At 50.0% G+C, this 17,857-nt stretch carries 14 protein-coding genes and 2 pseudogenes; 13 read left to right on the top strand and 3 right to left on the bottom strand.

Annotated elements, in window-relative coordinates; genetic code table 11:
• Window positions 1-65: 65 nt before the first annotated feature.
• The 8 genes from RIN69_RS19340 to RIN69_RS19305 all read left to right on the top strand — a co-directional run bounded on the left by RIN69_RS19340 (window position 66) and on the right by RIN69_RS19305 (window position 10,704).
• Window positions 66-1,517 (top strand): TolC family outer membrane protein, encoded by a 1,452-nt coding sequence (locus RIN69_RS19340; RefSeq protein WP_313853852.1) that lies wholly within the window; start codon window positions 66-68, stop codon window positions 1,515-1,517.
• A complete protein-coding gene (locus RIN69_RS19335; protein WP_313853849.1) occupies window positions 1,514-3,703 on the top strand; it encodes a type I secretion system permease/ATPase in 2,190 nt (729 codons plus the stop codon). Before RIN69_RS19340 ends, RIN69_RS19335 begins: the two co-directional genes overlap by 4 nt.
• Window positions 3,684-4,904, top strand: a complete 1,221-nt coding sequence (locus RIN69_RS19330; protein ID WP_313853847.1) for an HlyD family efflux transporter periplasmic adaptor subunit — start codon at window positions 3,684-3,686, stop codon at window positions 4,902-4,904. The genes RIN69_RS19335 and RIN69_RS19330 overlap by 20 nt, the downstream gene beginning before the upstream one ends.
• Before the next feature lie 30 nt (window positions 4,905-4,934).
• Entirely contained in the window at window positions 4,935-6,545 is a 1,611-nt protein-coding gene (locus tag RIN69_RS19325; protein ID WP_313853846.1) for a glycosyltransferase, read from the top strand.
• 16 nt (window positions 6,546-6,561) lie between these two features.
• On the top strand, window positions 6,562-8,103 hold the full coding sequence (locus tag RIN69_RS19320; RefSeq protein ID WP_313853845.1) for a hypothetical protein: 1,542 nt from the start codon (window positions 6,562-6,564) through the stop codon (window positions 8,101-8,103).
• 76 nt (window positions 8,104-8,179) lie between these two features.
• On the top strand, window positions 8,180-9,904 hold the full coding sequence (locus tag RIN69_RS19315; RefSeq protein WP_313853844.1) for a thiamine pyrophosphate-dependent enzyme: 1,725 nt from the start codon (window positions 8,180-8,182) through the stop codon (window positions 9,902-9,904).
• Between the two features lie 8 nt (window positions 9,905-9,912).
• Window positions 9,913-10,377 (top strand): MEKHLA domain-containing protein, encoded by a 465-nt coding sequence (locus RIN69_RS19310; RefSeq protein ID WP_313853843.1) that lies wholly within the window; start codon window positions 9,913-9,915, stop codon window positions 10,375-10,377.
• A 174-nt stretch (window positions 10,378-10,551) separates the two neighbouring features.
• The gene (locus RIN69_RS19305; protein ID WP_313853842.1) at window positions 10,552-10,704 is read left to right on the top strand and encodes a hypothetical protein; all 153 of its coding nucleotides are present in this window, start codon (window positions 10,552-10,554) and stop codon (window positions 10,702-10,704) included.
• A gap of 373 nt (window positions 10,705-11,077) precedes the next feature.
• Here RIN69_RS19305 and RIN69_RS19300 read toward each other — a convergent pair whose 3' ends face one another.
• Window positions 11,078-11,626, bottom strand: a complete 549-nt coding sequence (locus tag RIN69_RS19300) for a hypothetical protein (RefSeq protein WP_313853841.1) — start codon at window positions 11,624-11,626, stop codon at window positions 11,078-11,080.
• A 1,014-nt stretch (window positions 11,627-12,640) separates the two neighbouring features.
• Here RIN69_RS19300 and RIN69_RS19295 point away from each other — a divergent pair.
• The 5 genes from RIN69_RS19295 (at window position 12,641) to RIN69_RS22960 (ending at window position 16,985) form a co-directional block, all read left to right on the top strand.
• The gene (locus RIN69_RS19295; RefSeq protein ID WP_313853840.1) at window positions 12,641-13,900 is read left to right on the top strand and encodes a class-III pyridoxal-phosphate-dependent aminotransferase; all 1,260 of its coding nucleotides are present in this window, start codon (window positions 12,641-12,643) and stop codon (window positions 13,898-13,900) included.
• Entirely contained in the window at window positions 13,900-14,973 is a 1,074-nt protein-coding gene (locus RIN69_RS19290) for a zinc-dependent alcohol dehydrogenase (RefSeq protein ID WP_313853839.1), read from the top strand. The genes RIN69_RS19295 and RIN69_RS19290 overlap by 1 nt, the downstream gene beginning before the upstream one ends.
• Window positions 14,970-15,608: an HAD family hydrolase gene (locus RIN69_RS19285; protein WP_313853838.1), complete on the top strand. Its 639-nt coding sequence runs from the start codon at window positions 14,970-14,972 to the stop codon at window positions 15,606-15,608. The genes RIN69_RS19290 and RIN69_RS19285 overlap by 4 nt, the downstream gene beginning before the upstream one ends.
• 62 nt (window positions 15,609-15,670) lie before the next feature.
• Window positions 15,671-16,816: an MFS transporter gene (locus RIN69_RS19280; protein WP_313853836.1), complete on the top strand. Its 1,146-nt coding sequence runs from the start codon at window positions 15,671-15,673 to the stop codon at window positions 16,814-16,816.
• A gap of 67 nt (window positions 16,817-16,883) precedes the next feature.
• Window positions 16,884-16,985 carry a hypothetical protein gene (locus tag RIN69_RS22960; RefSeq protein ID WP_390902553.1) on the top strand — a complete coding sequence of 34 codons (102 nt, stop codon included), beginning with the start codon at window positions 16,884-16,886 and terminating at the stop codon, window positions 16,983-16,985.
• Window positions 16,986-17,059: 74 nt separating this feature from the next.
• Here the strand turns inward: RIN69_RS22960 and RIN69_RS19275 are convergent.
• Together RIN69_RS19275 and RIN69_RS19270 are read right to left on the bottom strand one after the other, a co-directional pair.
• Window positions 17,060-17,321, bottom strand: a pseudogene (locus tag RIN69_RS19275) (phage integrase family protein); the annotation flags it as partial.
• Between the two features lie 84 nt (window positions 17,322-17,405).
• Window positions 17,406-17,728: pseudogene (locus RIN69_RS19270) on the bottom strand (hypothetical protein).
• Window positions 17,729-17,857: the final 129 nt, after the last annotated feature.

Raw genomic sequence — 17,857 nt, 5'->3', positions numbered from 1 at the left:
ACTTATAGGGAATAAACCGGCACAAGGATGTGCCATCTTCACTCTTAATCTGCGGTGGATGATTAATGAATTTAGTTCTGTTACGAGCAATGTTTAGTTATTGCCACCTGGCGAGTGCATTTGTCTTTTGCTTCGCCCTCTTTTTTAGTACCGCGTTGTTTGCTGCGTCAGACAGCGAGGTTTCAGCAAATATGATCCGTGCCGGGCAAATGTTTGCTCAGCAGGAGTTACCCTCTTTAGACGGCACTGTTGCTTCACAACAATCGCCAAATGCTCCCGCCACACTCGATATTACGCAGGCGGTTAATCGCGCGGTGCAATGGCATCCCGATATTGCCGAGGTGATCGGTAAACTGTATGAGCAGGCTGAAGGCGTCAATGTCGCGCGATCAAAATACTATCCAAAAATAAGTGCCGGCATGAACAACGGCATGACCAATTCCAGCACCAACAGCGGCTATAACCCATCATTTGTACTGTCGTTGTCACAGATGCTGTATGACTTCGGCAAAGTAGACAGCTCGGTAAGAGCGGCTGAAGCCAGCGTGGCCAAAGAGCAGGCCAATGTGCTGGTGAGTATTGATACCATCGCCCATGATACTGCGGCAGCAGTAGTGCAGGTGCAGGGCTATCAGCAACTGGTGAAAATTGCTGAGGCACAGCTTGAAGCACTGAATAATATCGGCAAGCTGGCGCGTCAGCGTAACGATGAAGGTGCCAGCTCATTATCCGACGTGGTGCAAACCGAAACCCGTATTGAGGGAGCGCGGTCTACGCTGATGCAATACCAGGCTAACCTGGATCGCTGGCGTGCCACACTGTCAACCTACCTTGGCTGGCGCGATCTGAAAGAAGTCAGCAATAAATTTCCCGTTACGCTCTCTAAATCTTGCCAGGTGGCACAGCCCGATTATCGACTGATTCCTTCAGTGCTGGCGGCCTGGGCTCAGGTTAATCAGGCGCAGGCTAATCTCGACAACGCCAACTCCCAGATGACCCCAACCATCTCATTAGAGCCTGAAGTCACCCACTATCTGACCAATAACTATTCCAATAATCAGGTACTGGATCGTACCCAATATGGTGCCTGGGTTAAGGTTGAAATGCCGCTTTATCAGGGTGGAGGCCTGACGGCCAGTCGCAATGCCGCCGCACATACTCTCGAATCTGCCAATGCGGCAGTGCGTAATGCCCAGCTTGATGCACAGCAAAAACTCAGCGAATCGCAAAATGAAGAGATGAGCCTGGCGCGTACGCTGGTGATTCAGAGTCGTCAGCAGAAATTGGCAGAGCGAACCCGCGAATTATATCAGGATCAGTATCTGCAACTGGGCACGCGCCCACTGTTGGATGTACTCAACTCCGAGCAGGAGATTTATCAGGCGCGCTTCACCGAACAGCAAACCATTAGTCAGATACACACCTTACAGCTTGACTGCCTGTACAGCACTGGCTTTATGCGTTCAGCCTTCGCGCTGAACAATCAGACGATTCAAACGGTGGAGATTCAACCATGACCCAACTTCAGGCGGTCACTCCGTCAGAAACCCCCGATACTCCTGAAGGTCAGCCGCTGGCATCGTGGACCGCCGCAATTATTCAGATTGCCACCCACTACCGGCTGGCTTGCTCACCCGGCATGTTATATGCCACAACTGAATGGCAACATGCGCTGCCACTGGAGCGGGCATTAACCAACCTGTCACGCCAGGCGGGTCTGTCTGCGCGCATGCTGGACGATCCGGCACGAGAAATGTCGGCATGGCGACTGCCACTGGCAGTGGAATTGTCTGACGGCCAGGTAGCAGTGATTAGCCAGTTTGATGGTGAGGATACGCTGACGCTTAACTTCGCTAACGATCCGCAACTGACGCCTGTGTCATTTAAACAGATGCTGCCGCAAATTCGTCATGTTGTGGCGTTCCGGCCGGTTGCGGCGGCGAAAGACAGCCGGGTCGATCGTTATCTGGAGCAAAATAAGCCCGACTGGCTGCGCAAGCTGGTGCTGCGCGACATTAAACCTTACGGCTATGTGATGCTGGCTTCACTGCTGGTGAATATTTTGGCGCTGTCCGGCATTCTGTTTTCCATGCAGGTTTATGATCGGGCGATTCCGGCGCAGTCTTATCCGACGCTTTATGTATTGTTTGGCGGAGTGTTAATCGCCGTACTGTTCTCGTTCTTGCTGCGGCTTGGCCGCTCACATATTACCGACGTGCTGGGTAAACGCGCCGATATGCGCGTCTCCGATCGGGTATTTGGTCACGCGCTGCGGCTGCGTGAAAGTGCCGTCCCACGCTCTACCGGCAGCTTTATTTCACAGCTGCGCGAACTTGAGCAGATTCGCGAGATGATCACCTCAACCACCGTCACCGCAATTGTCGATATGCCATTTTTTTTCCTGTTCCTGTTTGTTCTGGCGATTATCTCGCCGCATCTGGCATGGATCGCGCCAGTGGCGGCGGTGATTATGATTGTGCCGGGCCTATTGCTGCAGAAACGGCTCGCCACGCTGGCGCGCAGGTCGTTACATGAATCCACACTGCGTAACGCCGTGCTGGTTGAAAGCGTACAGGGGCTTGAGGATATCAAGCTGATGCAGGCGGAAGATCGCTTCCTGCAACAGTGGAACAGCTATATCCAGATCACCGCGCAGTCCGGTGTGGAGACCCGTCGTCTGACTCAGGGCCTGGTCAACTGGGGAGTGACGGTACAAAACCTGGTGTATGCCTCGGTGGTGGTGATTGGTGCACCGATGGTGATGGATGGCGATATCACTACCGGTGCGATCGTCGCTGCCTCACTGCTTTCCTCGCGCATGATCTCGCCAATGACCAAGTTATGCGGCGTACTGGCGCGCTGGCAGCAGGTGAAAGCGGCCAAAGCCGGTCTGGACAGCATCATGAATCTGCCGGTTGAGAACAGTCGGGAAGAGACGCGGGTGCATTGCCCGGTGCTGCACGGCCATTACCAGTTTACCGATGCCTGTTTCCGTTATCGCACTGAAGATACCGTATTCCCGCTGAAAATTGGTCGCCTGACCGTCCAGCCCGGCGAGCGTATCGCGCTGTTAGGGCGTAACGGTGCCGGAAAATCTACCCTGCTGAAAGCAATGGCTGGCGGTATGGAGCTGGTCAGCGGCGAAGTGCGGCTGGATAACCTGAGTCTGCCACATATCGATACTGCAGATATCCGCCGTAATATCGGCCTGCTGACGCAAAACGCGCGCCTTTTTCACGGCACTCTGCGTGAAAACCTGATGCTGGGCGCACCTAATATCGACGATGAGGCGCTGTTTGAGGTGCTGGAAGTCAGTGGTGCCGCCAACTATGTGCGGCGATTGCCGCTGGGGCTGGATCATATAGTGATGGAAGGGGGTATCGGATTATCCGGAGGACAGCGGCAGTCGGTATTGCTGGCGCGTATGCTGCTGCGCGATCCAAATATTGTGCTGCTGGATGAGCCAACCGCTTCTCTGGATGAGCATACCGAGCGTGAGTTTATTCAGCGTCTGGGCCAGTGGCTGGCTGGGCGAACGTTGATTGTCGCGACTCACCGTGCTGCGGTACTGGAACTGGTGGATCGCGTGGTGGTGCTAAAAGAGGGGCTACTGGTAATGGATGCGCCGAAAGATAAAGCGATTAAAAACTCACGTAACCCGACTTCCCAGCAGGAGGCGTCCGATGAAAAACCTGCCCGCTGAAACCACCACCACCGCACCTTCACCCTTTAATCTTGACGATCTGGATGATGAGAAGGGTAGCCGCAGGAGTTATACCGGCTCGGCGCGGATCATTATTATCACCTTTTTCCTGCTATTGTCGGCGGGCGTATGGGCATGGTTTGGCGTACTGGATGAGGTTTCTACCGGCAGTGGCAAGGTGATTCCCAGCACGCGTGAACAGGTGGTGCAGTTGCTGGATGGCGGCGTGCTGACCGAACTCAGCGTGCATGAAGGCGCGATGGTGCAGGCAGGGCAAGTGGTGGCACGGCTTGATCCGACGCGTTACGAATCGAATGTTGGAGAGAGCGCCGCGCGTTACCGTGCTTCACTGGCCGCGACTGCGCGTTTGCGTGCAGAAGTGAATAATCAGCCCTTAACATTTCCGCAAGAGTTAGAGGCTTTTCCTGAACTGCTGGCTTCGGAAACGCGTTTATACAATACGCGCCGCGAGCAGCTCACTGAGTCAGCTGCCCGGATTAAAGAGTCGCTGTCGCTGGCGAGTCGCGAGTTGGCGATTACGCAGAAACTGGCAAAAAGCGGTGCGGCCAGTAGCGTTGAGGTGTTACGTCTGCAGCGGCAAAAGGCCGACCTCGATCTGAAACTGACCGATCTCTATTCGCAGTATTATGTGCAGGCTCGTGAAGAGATGGCGAAGGGCAACGCTGAAGTTGACTCGCTGAGCGAGGTGATTAAAGGCCGCGCTGACTCGGTTACCCGTCTGACGGTGCGCTCGCCGGTGCGCGGCATTGTAAAAAATATCAAGGTGATGACCATCGGCGGCGTCATTCCACCGAATGGCGAACTGATGGATATCGTGCCATTAGACGATCGCTTACTGATTGAGGCGCGCCTGTCGCCGCGCGATATCGCCTTTATTCATCCCGACCAACGCGCGCTGGTAAAAATCTCGGCTTATGACTATGCAATTTATGGCGGCATGGAAGGCGTTGTAGAAGGAATTTCCCCCGACACGATCCAGGATGAGGTCAAACCGGAGATTTACTACTATCGCGTGTTTATCCGCACCAACGTCGACTATCTGCAAAACGCAGCCGGCCATCATTTTTCGATTGTGCCGGGGATGGTGGCCACGGTGGATATTAAAACCGGCCAGAAAACCATCATGGAATATCTGGTGAAGCCTTTCAATCGGGTAAAAGAAGCGCTGCGCGAGCGTTAATGCTTCTGTGGTAACAGGAATAACGTAGAAATGATGATGTACAGCACATTCAATAATGCAAAAGAGACCGGTGACAATATGAGCGACCGCAAAGCATACGAGAAGAAAGAGATCATCATGCTTTATCCCCGGTTGGGATTAAAGAAAAATGGCCTGGTCATGGCGATGCTGAAAAGAGCTAATATTCTCGCTCAGCGCGACTATAATGTCACCATTCTTACGGTTGAGTATGATGCTGAGCTTAGCCACGTCTATAACAATATGATTGAGAATGGCGTGCTCAGTAAACAGGTTCGCTTTCAGAATGTGTACTCACTGTTTCAAAAAATTCAGCCTGGCGATGTCGATGCTGGCAGAGAGATTAAGCCGTATACTCCGGTTGCCAGTGAAGGTTATGTGCAGGATACTAATAATAATTTTATCTTTAAGAAAGGCAAGTTTGAGAAGCGATATGAGATTACGCGCAGTGACGGTTCGCTGTCCTATATAAATTATTTTAACGATAATAAAATAATTATGCGCGCTAAATACGATGCCGCGCAGAAATTAAGCTGTATTCAACAGATCAGCGAAGGAAAAATAACCTCAGTATCACTGTTTGATGCCGACGGTAAACTAAAAATAATTAATAATTATAAGGTGGATGACAAGTCCAGTGAACTGCAAAGTATCATTCTGTTTAATCCGCAAGGGTTCATTGAAACCACGCTGACGTCAGAAAAAGAACTGTTTCTGCATGCACTGGACACCTTCTACAATCGCGATGACACGCTTTACTACTTTATTATTGATCGGGCGATTTATTTTAGTCAGGCATTATTTTTGCATAAAAAACCGAACTATGTTTATATCGGTACTATTCATGCTGCTCATTATGTTAACCCAGCGGACAGTCATTCGCGGGTAAACAGCCACTATAAGCACTATTTTGACAATGCCCATCAACTGGATGCGCTGGTTTTTCTGACTAAAAAGCAGAAGCAAGAGGCTGAGGAACGCTTTAAATTCAATAATGTCAGCGTTGAAATACCTCATGTTTATGATAAAAAAATCGCAAAATATAATGCCGAACGTAAGCCCTTTAGCTGCATCTCTGTCGGGCGCTTTGATCCGGTTAAAAGGTTGCCGGAGTTGATCCGCATCTTCTCCCGGGTGGTGCAGGCGATCCCGGAAGCCTCGTTAAAGCTGTACGGTTATGGTTCCGAGCTGGCAAAAATGCAGGCGGCAATAGAGCAGTATGATTTGTCGAACCATGTTGAGATCTGTGAATACACCGAAAGTGTTGATTTAGTCTATCAGTCAGCCGATCTGATGCTGTTTACCAGTCGCTCTGAGGGTTATGGGCTGGTGATAATGGAAGCACTGGCAAATCAGTGTCCGGTGGTTTCCTACAAAATTAATTACGGCCCCGAGGAAATGATTGTTGATGGTGTTAATGGTTTTCTGGTCGAAGATAAACAGGATGAGCAATTCGCACAGTCGGTGATTAGCGCTTTAAAAGATCGTAAAGGCCTGAAGGCGATGCAAAAAAATGCCGCTAAGCTGGCAAAGAATTATACGGCTAATGACTTCTCCCAACGTTGGGGTGAGTTATTTATGCAGGTTGAGATAAGTCGCAATAATAATAACTCAGCGGTATAACGGAGAAGGTGCTTTGATGAAAATTTTAATCTTAGGAACATCGAATTCAGTACGCCGCAACGGCTGGGTCAAAGGATTGTCCGATCGTCTGGTCGATTCTGAGGTGAGTAACTTATCTATCGGTGCGTCGCCCGGCTTACAGTTTTCGGTGTTTGCCCGTATGGATTTCTCCGTTTACGACTATGTGTTTTTTGACAGTTTGCCGAATGATGAAGAGTACTTTTTAAAAACGAATTCATTTAAAAATTATAATTTCTATAATGATATCTATTTTGAATTCCTGTCGACCATTGCCAGCCAGACCAAACTGGTTATTATCGCCATTCCTTTGCTGGCAACATTGCATAATACCACTATCATTTACCGTACCCGCGAAATGCTGGCCAGGCGGCTGGGAGCACAGTTCTTATGTTTTAAACATATCATTGAAAATATTAACGCATTCTCAAATTCGCTGATTGATAATTTATATGATATGGATCCGCATCCCACCGAGTTTATTGCCAACTTTATTGGTAGTATGGTTGCACAGGTGCTGGAAGACGAGCAAAGTAAAAGTTCTCTGGGCTTTATGAGTGATAATGTTAATTACAGTGAAAATTTCATTATTCGCAATGTCTCAGAAGAGTATGCTGAAGATAAAAAATATGAAATAAAAAACTCGTTATTCCAGGAAACTTTTGCATTTCTCAATCAGGACGATGAGATTAAAATTTCTGAACCAATGACGCTGATCGGATTTTATATTAATAAGAAAAACACCAAATCACATCTGAAATTGATGAGTGGTCATGAAACCGCTGCATCTATTTCGCTGTATCGTGATATTGATTTATCCAGCTTTCTGAAAATATTTATTCCCTCTCCGGTCAACACGCAAATCGACAGAATTGTGATTGACTACGAAGCGCCGACGGATAGCAGCGTACCGCTGACTTATCATCCGCAGGTCAGCAAGAAAATTGCAGAACATCCGGTACTATCGATCTCAACGCTGTGCTTCTGGCGGCCTTCCGGCACTAAATGGGTAAAAGATGTGCGTCAGACTTTCGATGCTCGCAGAATTACCCACCTGGTAAACCTGAAAATTAATAAAGCGGTGATTGACGGATTGAAAGCGTCCCTTGATGATCAATTGCTTATCACATCTTCGCATGGCTATGTGATGCTGTACGATACGGTTTTGCAGAAATGCATCAGCATTGATAAAAATCTGACGGCAATTTATCCCAATCCGCTGCTACCAGTAACAATCGCCATGGTTGACAATCAGCAGGTGGTTTTCAGCGTGAAGTTGGCGGGGATTAGCGTGCCGTTAAGCTGCTATAAAAATGGTATTGGCCTTGCCGAAAATCACGTATTAAGAGAGAACAAACGTTTCGATCTGGGTGACTATATCGCGGATAAGGTCAGCCTGTTCGGATTAAAAGGCAATAAATACGCGTTTGGCATCAATGACGTTTATCTGAGATGTTACAAAGTGAACGTAAATAACGGCTTTAGTTTTAATGCCGCTAAAATAAGCCTGTGGGAAACGTTCAGTCTTGGCAGAGAATAAAAACACGGCTATTTCAGCACTAATATAATTGATGGTGATAATCAGCTGTTGAAGTCTGATTCAGCCAGGAGGTTCGATGAATTCGACATCCGCAACACCAACAGGTAATGGTTATGATCTTTTAGTCAGTCGTTTAGGTGAATGGGGCATAACACTTTACAGTGGTGTTACTGGCGGCGGTGTAATTCATTTTCTCAAGCACTTTCCGCCATTTGATGCGGACGTTGATGGAAGAGCAGCATTATTCACCCTTGGTGAATACAGCGCGGGCTTTGTCCCTCTTGGATACTACTTAGCCAGTGGAAAGATGGCAGCTGCGGTTGCAACCAGTGGTGCCGCCACAAAGCTGCTGACTTGCGGGCTAAGTGATGCAAAACTTCATGATATTCCAGCAGTTTATTTAGTGCCCTTATCGGGTGCAGCGACGGAAGGATTGGCCCCACTGCAGGATACCACGCGCCATGGCAGCAATGTGCCAGAACAGCTGCGCGCGGAGTGCCCTGATGGCGTATTCCTGCTTGATAATATCAGTACGCTGGCGAGCACTTTGACCCAGGCGCGCCGCCAGCTTGATAATGCAAAACCGGTAGTGTTAGTGCTGATGCATGAGGCACTTGTCGAACGGGTGCCTGCCTCATCTCCCCCCTTGTCGCCTCCTGAACCGGCAGAGACTGATGATATTGCCGTGTTTCTTACTCAATTCCGTCAGGCGGTATCCGATAAGCATCTGGTTATTCTGGTTGGCGAGGAGATGGCGCGCTATAAGCAGGCGTCACAGATGACTGAGCAGCTGTGCCAGGTGTTACACGCTAAAGCCATCTGGAGCATTAATGGTGCGAATGCGGTGAGCAGATCTAACCCTTACGGCTATGGCTATATCTCCTTTGGTGGCAATGACAGCAGTCTCTCGCTGTATGAAAATCTGGGTGAGAATGATGTGCTGATGATTTTGGGTGCCTGCCCGGATGAATATACGGCCAATCTAAAAAAATTCAGTGCCGCCAACACTTTTTACCTCAGTAATATTCGCGGCGCCTACGGCCAGATAGACAACAGTTTCAGCCATTTCGCAACGGGCGAATATCATCATGTCCATGCTCCGCTGGATAGCCTGCTCCGTTCCTTGACTGATGAAGGGCGCAGCGAGCCATTTGGCAATATCCCGGCTGATATCGCCCCTGATTATCTGAATGCCCTTCCTCTTACTCAACCGGAAGCGGGGTATGTCAATATGGCCGAACTTTATCAGCGGCTTGATGCCTGGTGGCCGGAAAACTCACTCGGATTTGATGATGTGTGTCTGGCCTATAAAGATCGCCAGTATGTTACACAGCGCCCTAACGATCGCATTCGTTTTTTCTCTCTCTATCGGGGTTCAGCGATGGGGGGGGCTTTCGGCGCGGCGATTGGAGCCCGGCTGGCCAGCCCGAACAGTGCCGTATTTGTGTTTACCGGAGATGGATGTTTTCGACTGTTTGCCGGTTCAATGGGAGAGGCGCGCGATCTTGGCTTAACTCTCTTTCTGCTAAATAACTCTCGATTTTCCATCGTCGAACAGGGATTAACACAAATTTTGCCGGACGTTGATCCTCGAAACTATCATGCAGAAGTGCGGCCGCTGGATTACTGTGCACTGGCTCGCGCCTCAGGCTGGCAGGCGGAGCGCTTGGCGGTTGACCTGTCTAATCTGCATTCGCTACTTGCTAAATGTCGAACACCCGGCAGCGTTTCTATGTTGATTGAAGTTCTGGTCGACCCTGCGCATGTGCTGGGTACTAATCCCCGGGTAAAAAACCTATAGGACAAATTATGACAGAGGAAATGCGTGCACTACTGATACTGATTGATAACAGTTTCCGCGTTCATCGTGGTGCTCCGTTGCTCACTCCTGCAGGGATAGCCGATCGACTAAGCTGGTTGCACGCTGATGCTCCTTACAGCTTACTGGCCCATGACGGCAGTGAGGATCCACGATTTATCTATGCTAATCATTGCGCACTACGCTGCTTTAATTATACGCAACCACAGATGCTTGGCATGCCTTCGCGCTTCAGTGCATCGGAAGAGGATCGGGAAGAGCGGAAGAGGTTACTTGATATTGTTGATCAAAACGGTATCGCTGATAACTACCAGGGGCCGCGTATCGACAGTCAGGGTAAGCGCTTTATGATTTATGATGGCATCGTCTGGCAGGTTTACGATGAGCAGAGAGCCTCACGAGGCCAGGCCGCACTGTTCTGGCCGCAGCCGCACGACGGGCAATGGCTTATTTAAGCTTTACCTTGGGAAGAGAGGCACTTCTGCCGCGCCTCTCTTTGGCTGTCGCTGCGTTTATAACGCGTGGGTAATGAATAACGGCGGGTCAAAAGCGGTAATAGGTGTGGATATTTCTTTTAAGCTGCAGGTTTAATTGGACTTAAACCGAATTGTTGATAATGAAGATATATTATGATTGATAGTGATATCGAAAAAGCTGTTTTTGATTTGGTTGAGGAATATAACGGTATCAGTTTACTGACGTTTACGCGCTTTGCGTTAAAAAAAGATTTGAATAAAGATTTCAGGATGGCAGAGGATGCGGCGAAAGTCTCGATTTCCTGATTGCATGATTACACCCCAAATTATCAGTCAGGGCAGCGATACCTTCATATAACCGCCGGAGCCTGTATTCGGAGTGAAGGTTTTACGCATTTACTATCTTCCTCAAGGCGAGTTTTGTATTGAGTGTTTCACTGCCAGAATGAATTTATTTACCACATCAAATTTTAGGATGTGTTGGACTATCTCTTTGTGAGAAATCAGACCGGAAAAAACTGAAGGAGATAGTTTACGATGTCAGGCTCTGGGTAGCAGATCGGTTCAGGCTGGGCACTTACTGTGCGCCTGAGAATTAATCCGTTATAACAATAAACGCCGACAGTGCTGACTGTTGCTTTCAGTGCTGGCGGCATTGAACAACGAGCTCCGTGAGGCGCTAATTAATATGATATGATATGATATGATATGAGATGTGGGCATTAATCTGCTGGCCGCGTATCGAATAACTGATAGTGTCACTTAGCGAATAAACTTCTCCGCTATATTTGACACTAAGGTTGTCATTTTCAACAAAACTTATTTTACTTATGCTGCCACTTCCTACAAGAAATGGTACTCCATTATTCAATTTTTTGATAATTTCCTTATCGCTTCCTGTAATTTCATCGCTCACATAAAAGCGATATATAATGGGTGCGGTAGCGTCACCCTCTCTGTTTTTAGTGGTATAAAGCCACAGGCAGTCATTAATCTTATAGACATGTTGTAGCTCGTCCTCTGAGCGCGTATCGTCTGTACGATTCAGATACACGAAACCAACGACCAGAATTAATAGAAACATAGTCAAAAGACTATGCATCCATTTAATAACCGTTCTGGCGCGCATACTCAATCCCTTCACTGATATAACGTTGGTCGGTTGGGTCATCACCATAAGGAGGCTTTTAATACCAGTTTCCCCACTCGGGCTTAGATGTTCCTGCATGGCTTTAAGCTCATCCAGCGCCCATCAGCAAGATGTTCTCTGGTATTCCCGCAGCGATACCTGCTGCCCCAAAATTAAAATTTCCAAAGTTGGCGAAGTAGGGATTGAATTGCTTGTAATCCCATCTGCCTCGATTTCTGACCATTTGATAAAACCAATAGTAAGTCGATGTTGATGCCATATTTGTAATACCAGCGTACCGCCCGCAGGGCTTTAGCTGAAAATGCGGCCTTTGAATGGGTTCATGTGCTGCTCCGCCAGCAAAAGGAGTCGAAAAATTTTACCACACCCATTTATTTACAGCAGCGCCAGATCAACTCCCTGTCGATCAATGGCGTATAAAGCTTAATCACATCGTCAGAGAAGCGACTCCCAAGGGAACATCGGCGCCAGCGGGTATCGTTAACTTAAGATACAAAAGCTGTCTGGAGATGGCGGGTCAAGTTCAGTCTATCTCTCCTCCCCTTAGTCACAAATCAACAGAATAATTAAAGAAATAAGAATTAATTATACATAAACGCTTCGTAAACGAAGTCGATAAACCCTTTCAAAATTGTGGTTATGATCGCATAATGATCAAATACAAGAAGTTATTAAAAAGAAAAGCGTGAAAAAGGGGGTGGGGATGGAAAAAATGCGCAATCAAAAGTTAAGTGAATGTAACTAGTTTCGTTGGTTGATATTCGCTGGCGGTCGCCTACTCAAGGCGTGACACGCTGCACAGATTGCGCAGCAGTACAGTGTTAACGCTGCGGCAACACGGCGTCAAACATCAACGTATGCTGGAGAGGGCAATTTTCCGTCAGGAATAATACGATGCTAACAGCAAGATTGTTCGCCGCCTTAAATCCGGACTTTCAGGGAAATTGCGCTTGATAATAAGTATAAGACACTTAGCGTGTAACGAATGATATAGCTATAAAAATAATAGCAATCCGGTTAGAACGCCGCTTCTTACACCTCATACCCTGCAGGTGAATAATGTTGATAATATAATTATACGGGATGGTTAATATGAAAAATAATCGTGATAACTTCGATGCAATGATCGGCCGTTTTAAGGGAGATGGGCCATATTTGCGTGATGGCGAAGTCATTTTAATTGATGCAGCTTCAGGGACGTTCAATCTGCCTTTTGGATATACACATCCGCGCTTGACAAATAAGCTCAAAGAGCAAATAGAACGCTGTGCGCATTTAAGCTCAGCCTATACCAAGCCGATGGCAGAAAATATTCTGGCGCAATTAAAACCCTATTTACCAGTCGGAATTAATCGTATTTGGCTGAGGGATGTTTCGGGCTCGGGGGCGGTAGAAGGAGCAATCCGCATGGCACAAAAATATACCGGCCGCTCAGGCGTAATCTCACTATTCGCCTCACATCACGGCCAGTCGCTGGCTACGGCAAGCATCTCTGGAAATGCTTTCCGCCTGGCACATTTTGCTAACCATATCGAAGGGTCATTTAAAATCCCTACGCCTGATAGCGTGCTGGCCGACGCGGCCGATGCCGAAAGCGCGAGTGCAGAATTTATTACTGAGCTTGAGGATTCTTTCTGTTACGGCTCGAGTGGGAAAGTGGCATGTCTGATCATGGAGCCCGTGCTGGGTAATGGCGGTAATATCGTCCTGCCGGTAACGTTCTATCGCCAGATCCGCGAGTTTTGTACCCGACATGACATTGTCCTGATTGCAGATGAAGTTCAGACCGGATTTGGTCGCACGGGAACATTCTTTGCCAGTACAGGCTACGCCAACGCTCTTCAGCCCGACATAATTGTCTTTGCCAAGGGCGCCGGCGGAATCGGTATTCCGACGGGAGGCATCCTGATGAAAGAGAAGCTCGACGTCCTGGCCGCTTATGAGCACTCTAATACCTCCGGTGCTAACCCGCTGTCGCTGACGGCGCTGCATGAAACCATTGCGATCATTGAAGACGAACAGCTGTTAGACAATGTGCAGCGTCACGAAGCATATCTGCGCAATGCTCTGCTGGGTTTGCAGAAAAAGCATCCGTTAATCAGCCGCGTCCGGGGATTGGGATACATGTTTGGTTTTGATACTCCCAGCCCGGAAATCGCCGCACAGGCGATTGAGCTGGCTGCAAGCCAGGGATTGATCATTCGGGGATCGCGCTACGGTAAAGGCAGCGCAATTAAGATTCGCCCGCCGCTTGTCTGCGAACGCCGTCACCTCGACGAAATTATTCAAAAACTGGACCTCGCTTTCACCGCGTTGGAAAGCGCGGATCGTGCTATGCAGGAGGCCATTTGATGAAAGCCCTGAAATTTAACGCCGTATGGGATATTACTCCCGTTGAAGTGCCCTCGCTTTCATGCATTGATGCTGATGACGTCATCGTCGCGATTGAAGTCTGCGGTATATGCGGTACCGACGTTGGTATCATCACCGGCGACTACCCGGTTGCCGTGCCCGGTACCACATTGGGGCACGAATCAACCGGCACGGTCCTGGCGATCGGATCCGATGTCAGCCGTTTCAAACCGGGTGATCGGGTGGTGATCAATCCGACTTACTCCTGCGGTACCTGCCGCATGTGCCAGATTGGCAATATGAATCACTGTGAGCAAAAACACGGCACAGAAGCCGGTGTGTCTTACGATGGTACGTTTGCCGACCAGTATCGCACCAAAGAGAGTGCCTTGCTGGCGCTGGATGATAACGTCAGCTTTGAAGCGGGCGCCCTGACCGAACCTCTGAGCTGTACCCTGACCGGCGTGGATAAATTGAATATCACGCACAGCGCCCTGCGCGCTGCCGTCATCGGTGCCGGCCCAATGGGGCTGCTGTATCTGTGGAGTCTGTACTTGCGCGGCATCACAGCTTTTATGGTGGAAAAAAACCCCCATCGCCTCGCGTTTGCTCGCGGTGTTTTACCAGATGGATGCCGCCTGTACACGGACTTTGCCGAAGCAATGGCCTGCGAATATGGCAACGACGCGCTGTTGGATCTCTGCGTCGACACCACGGGTTATCTCGCTGAAACCGTTTTTGCCCGACTGGCTCCGGGAGGAAAACTGCTGAATGTTGCGCTGAAAGACGCAACGGCAAACCTGGACGTGCTGAAAATCGCCGATAAAAGCCTCTCGATAATCGGATCGATCGACTCTCTGAATAACAGTTTTGAACGAGCCTATGCGTTAATCCGCGACGGAAAAATCCCGGCTGAGAGACTGGTCAGCCACCACTTTACTTTTGATGACTATCGTCAGGCTTTTGCCACCGTCGGCTGCGACATAGACGGAAAAACGCCGCGACCGATTACCGAACCGGGCTGCAAAGTGATGCTGCGCATTCGTTCCCAGGCAAGGGAGGAACAGGTATGAGCACACTGAGTGTTATTTTCGATATCGACGGCGTAGTGGTCGACAGCGAACAGCTGCACTTTGACGTCCTCTCCGGGCTGCTTCCTGAGCACACTCGCGGGGTGACGGCTGAGCAGCTGATCGGCCTCAGTCTGGAAGAGACGCTATTGAAGATCGGAATTGATGCCGCACAGCATGGCAATCTGACACGCCGTATTGTCGCGGCATATCAGGCCTCGCTGGGGCCTCGCTATCTGCGACCGGGGATTCGCGGTCTCGTTCATGGACTGAGCGAACGAGGTATTCCGTTCGGCTTTGTCTCTACCGCGCCGCGGGATATTTGTCTGGCTAACCTGGCCACACTGGCGCTGCCACAGGAACCACCGCTGGTTGCCGGCGACGATATCACTCGCACCAAACCATGGCCCGATCCCTATCTGGCCATGCTGGCGCACCTTGATGTCGCCGCCGCACAGACAATAGTGGTTGAGGATACTGACTTAGGAATTCAGTCCGCCACAGCAGCCGGCATCACGCAAGTCTATGCCTGGCCGCACGCACTGTCCGGGAGCGAGCGCTATCATCAGGCACACGCAGTGATCGAAACGCTGAATGATATCGCACCCTTAAGGGCAATACAGGCGGTCTCCGCCTGATGCTCATCACTATCCGGCGCGCTTAGCGCCGGATACTTTCGTTTGCAGAGCGCGTACCTATCATGATGAAAGATGCAACATCCTATTCACTTACAAACGCCATCGGGGCAACGCGAAGGGCTTTTTTTATCGCCGGCTTTACACTGGCCGCCTGGGCCCCTTTAATTCCGTTGGCCAGAGACCGAATGATGGCAGACAATGGCACAATGGGCCTGGTGCTACTGGCTTTTGGCCTCGGTTCCCTGCTGATGATGCCTTTATCTGGCATGCTGGCAGCACGTTTTGGCTGCCGCCTGGTTTTCACTGCCGCTACGGGGCTGGTGCTGGCCACACTTCCGGCGCTGGTGCTCACTGACGAGCCCTCCTCGCTGGGCACGTCCCTGTTTATTTTTGGTGCCGGTATCGGCGCTATGGACGTGGTAGTCAACATTCATGCCGTGCGGGTTGAAAAACTGGCTGGGCGCCCTATCATGTCTGGCTTCCACGCCTTATTCAGCATCGGCGGTATCGCCGGCTCTGGCATTGCCAGCCTGCTATTGAGCTATGGTTTTACGCCGCTGCTCACGGTAAGTCTGCTGATCGCAGGCGTCCTGTTGCTGCTGCTACGCACCGCCGGCCGTCTGCTTCGGGAACCGGAATCCACCGACGCTCCGCTGTTTGCGTTACCAAAAGGGATTGTTATTCTCCTCGGTTTCCTGTGCTTCATTGCCTACATTATGGAGGGAGCGATGTTGGACTGGAGCGGTATTCTGCTGACCAGCGAAAATCACGTCAACGCCCAACATGCGGGTATTGGCTATATTCTTTTTGCCTGCGCCATGACGGCAGGCCGACTGTCCGGAGACCGCTTGATCAAGGCCTTTGGCCGCTTTCGGATTTTTCTCTTCAGCTCACTAATCGCTACACTGGGCTATGGCTGCGTCATCGTCGGCGGACACCTGATGATTATGCTGGCTGGTTTTTTCCTGATCGGTTGTGGATTATCCAATCTGGTACCCATTCTCTTTACCGCGGCGGGCCGGCAGCAAGTGATGCACGGCGCGTTGGCCGTTGCAGCGATCTCCAGCATTGGCTACTCCGGCATTCTGCTGGGACCAGCGCTGATTGGTGCCGTGGCTCATCTTTACAGCCTCGCCTGGGCATTCATGCTGGTCACGATAATGTCCCTCTGCCTGCCGCTGTGCAGCAATATTATGCGCCAGAGATAGCAGCCTGAGGCGTCAGCGCGTGGCATCATTTGAAAAAAGGAAACGATATGCCGATCAGGCCGGGTTGATGATTGAACAGGATACCGAACATTGGTGCAAAGCCGGTATCGAGTACACCGATGCTCTCTGCCTGATGAGCAGCGTATTAACCGATAAGCGGTCGGACTAGGCTACCGGCGTTTTTCACGGTAATCCCCATCGATTCTGGATGCGAGCCACGCTGGAGAACGGGGTGTTGCGGCGCCAGGGGGAAATCACTCCGGGTCAGCGCAAGGGCCTCATTAATACGCGCGCCCGTGTTCCAGAGTGTTGCCAGCAGCATCTTGCGGTGCAGATCGGGTACGTAATGGAGCAGGGCGCTCACTTCTGGTGCCAACAGGTATTTCGGCAGTTCGTCCTGAACGAGGGGCATCTGACGCAGGGCCAGCGCGGCAGGATAATCGATGGCCACCGGCCGCTGCGCGGCGGAAAACGAAACGCCCTGGTCTGGTACTGCCGGCATCATTGCTTGTTGTCCTTAGTGGACAGGTATTGCTCTGTAAGCTTCAGCAGCGAAACCATCTCATCGGTTACCTGCGCAGCCACTGGGTCATGGTTTATCCTGGTTCATTCTCTTTTCGCCAAACCGCTCTGGCACTTCATCAAATATAAGCATATGGCGGGTACGCTTTCCGCTAAAAATACGGCGCATCATCGGCATATAATCCGCGGGCTCCCTGTAGTAAATCCCTTCCTTCAGCGTCTTATTCCGTCGCTCAGATCCTGCAACGATGCGCCAGATCTCCCTGCTAATCGCTTCACCTCGCAAACCGTGCTGCCCGAGATAGCGGCGCGGCCGCGTTCTTGCCACCCTTGGGGCTGATTTACGTAAGAATTAACATTCATATGCTGCGTGGCAACATCACAGGCCATTTTTTTGTAATGATAATTATCAATGGATTTTAAACATCTTTAATTTTTTATAAGAATATTCCTATTTTTGTAAATAAAACGACTACAATTTATGACAGAAAATTTTATTCTGTAAATTGTGCGGGGCGT

It is taken from the genome of Winslowiella toletana (assembly GCF_032164335.1).
GTDB classification, from domain to species: Bacteria; Pseudomonadota; Gammaproteobacteria; order Enterobacterales; family Enterobacteriaceae; genus Erwinia; species Erwinia toletana_A.
The sequence above is the reverse complement of the archived record's forward strand: the minus strand, read 5'-3'. Positions and strand labels throughout refer to the sequence as shown.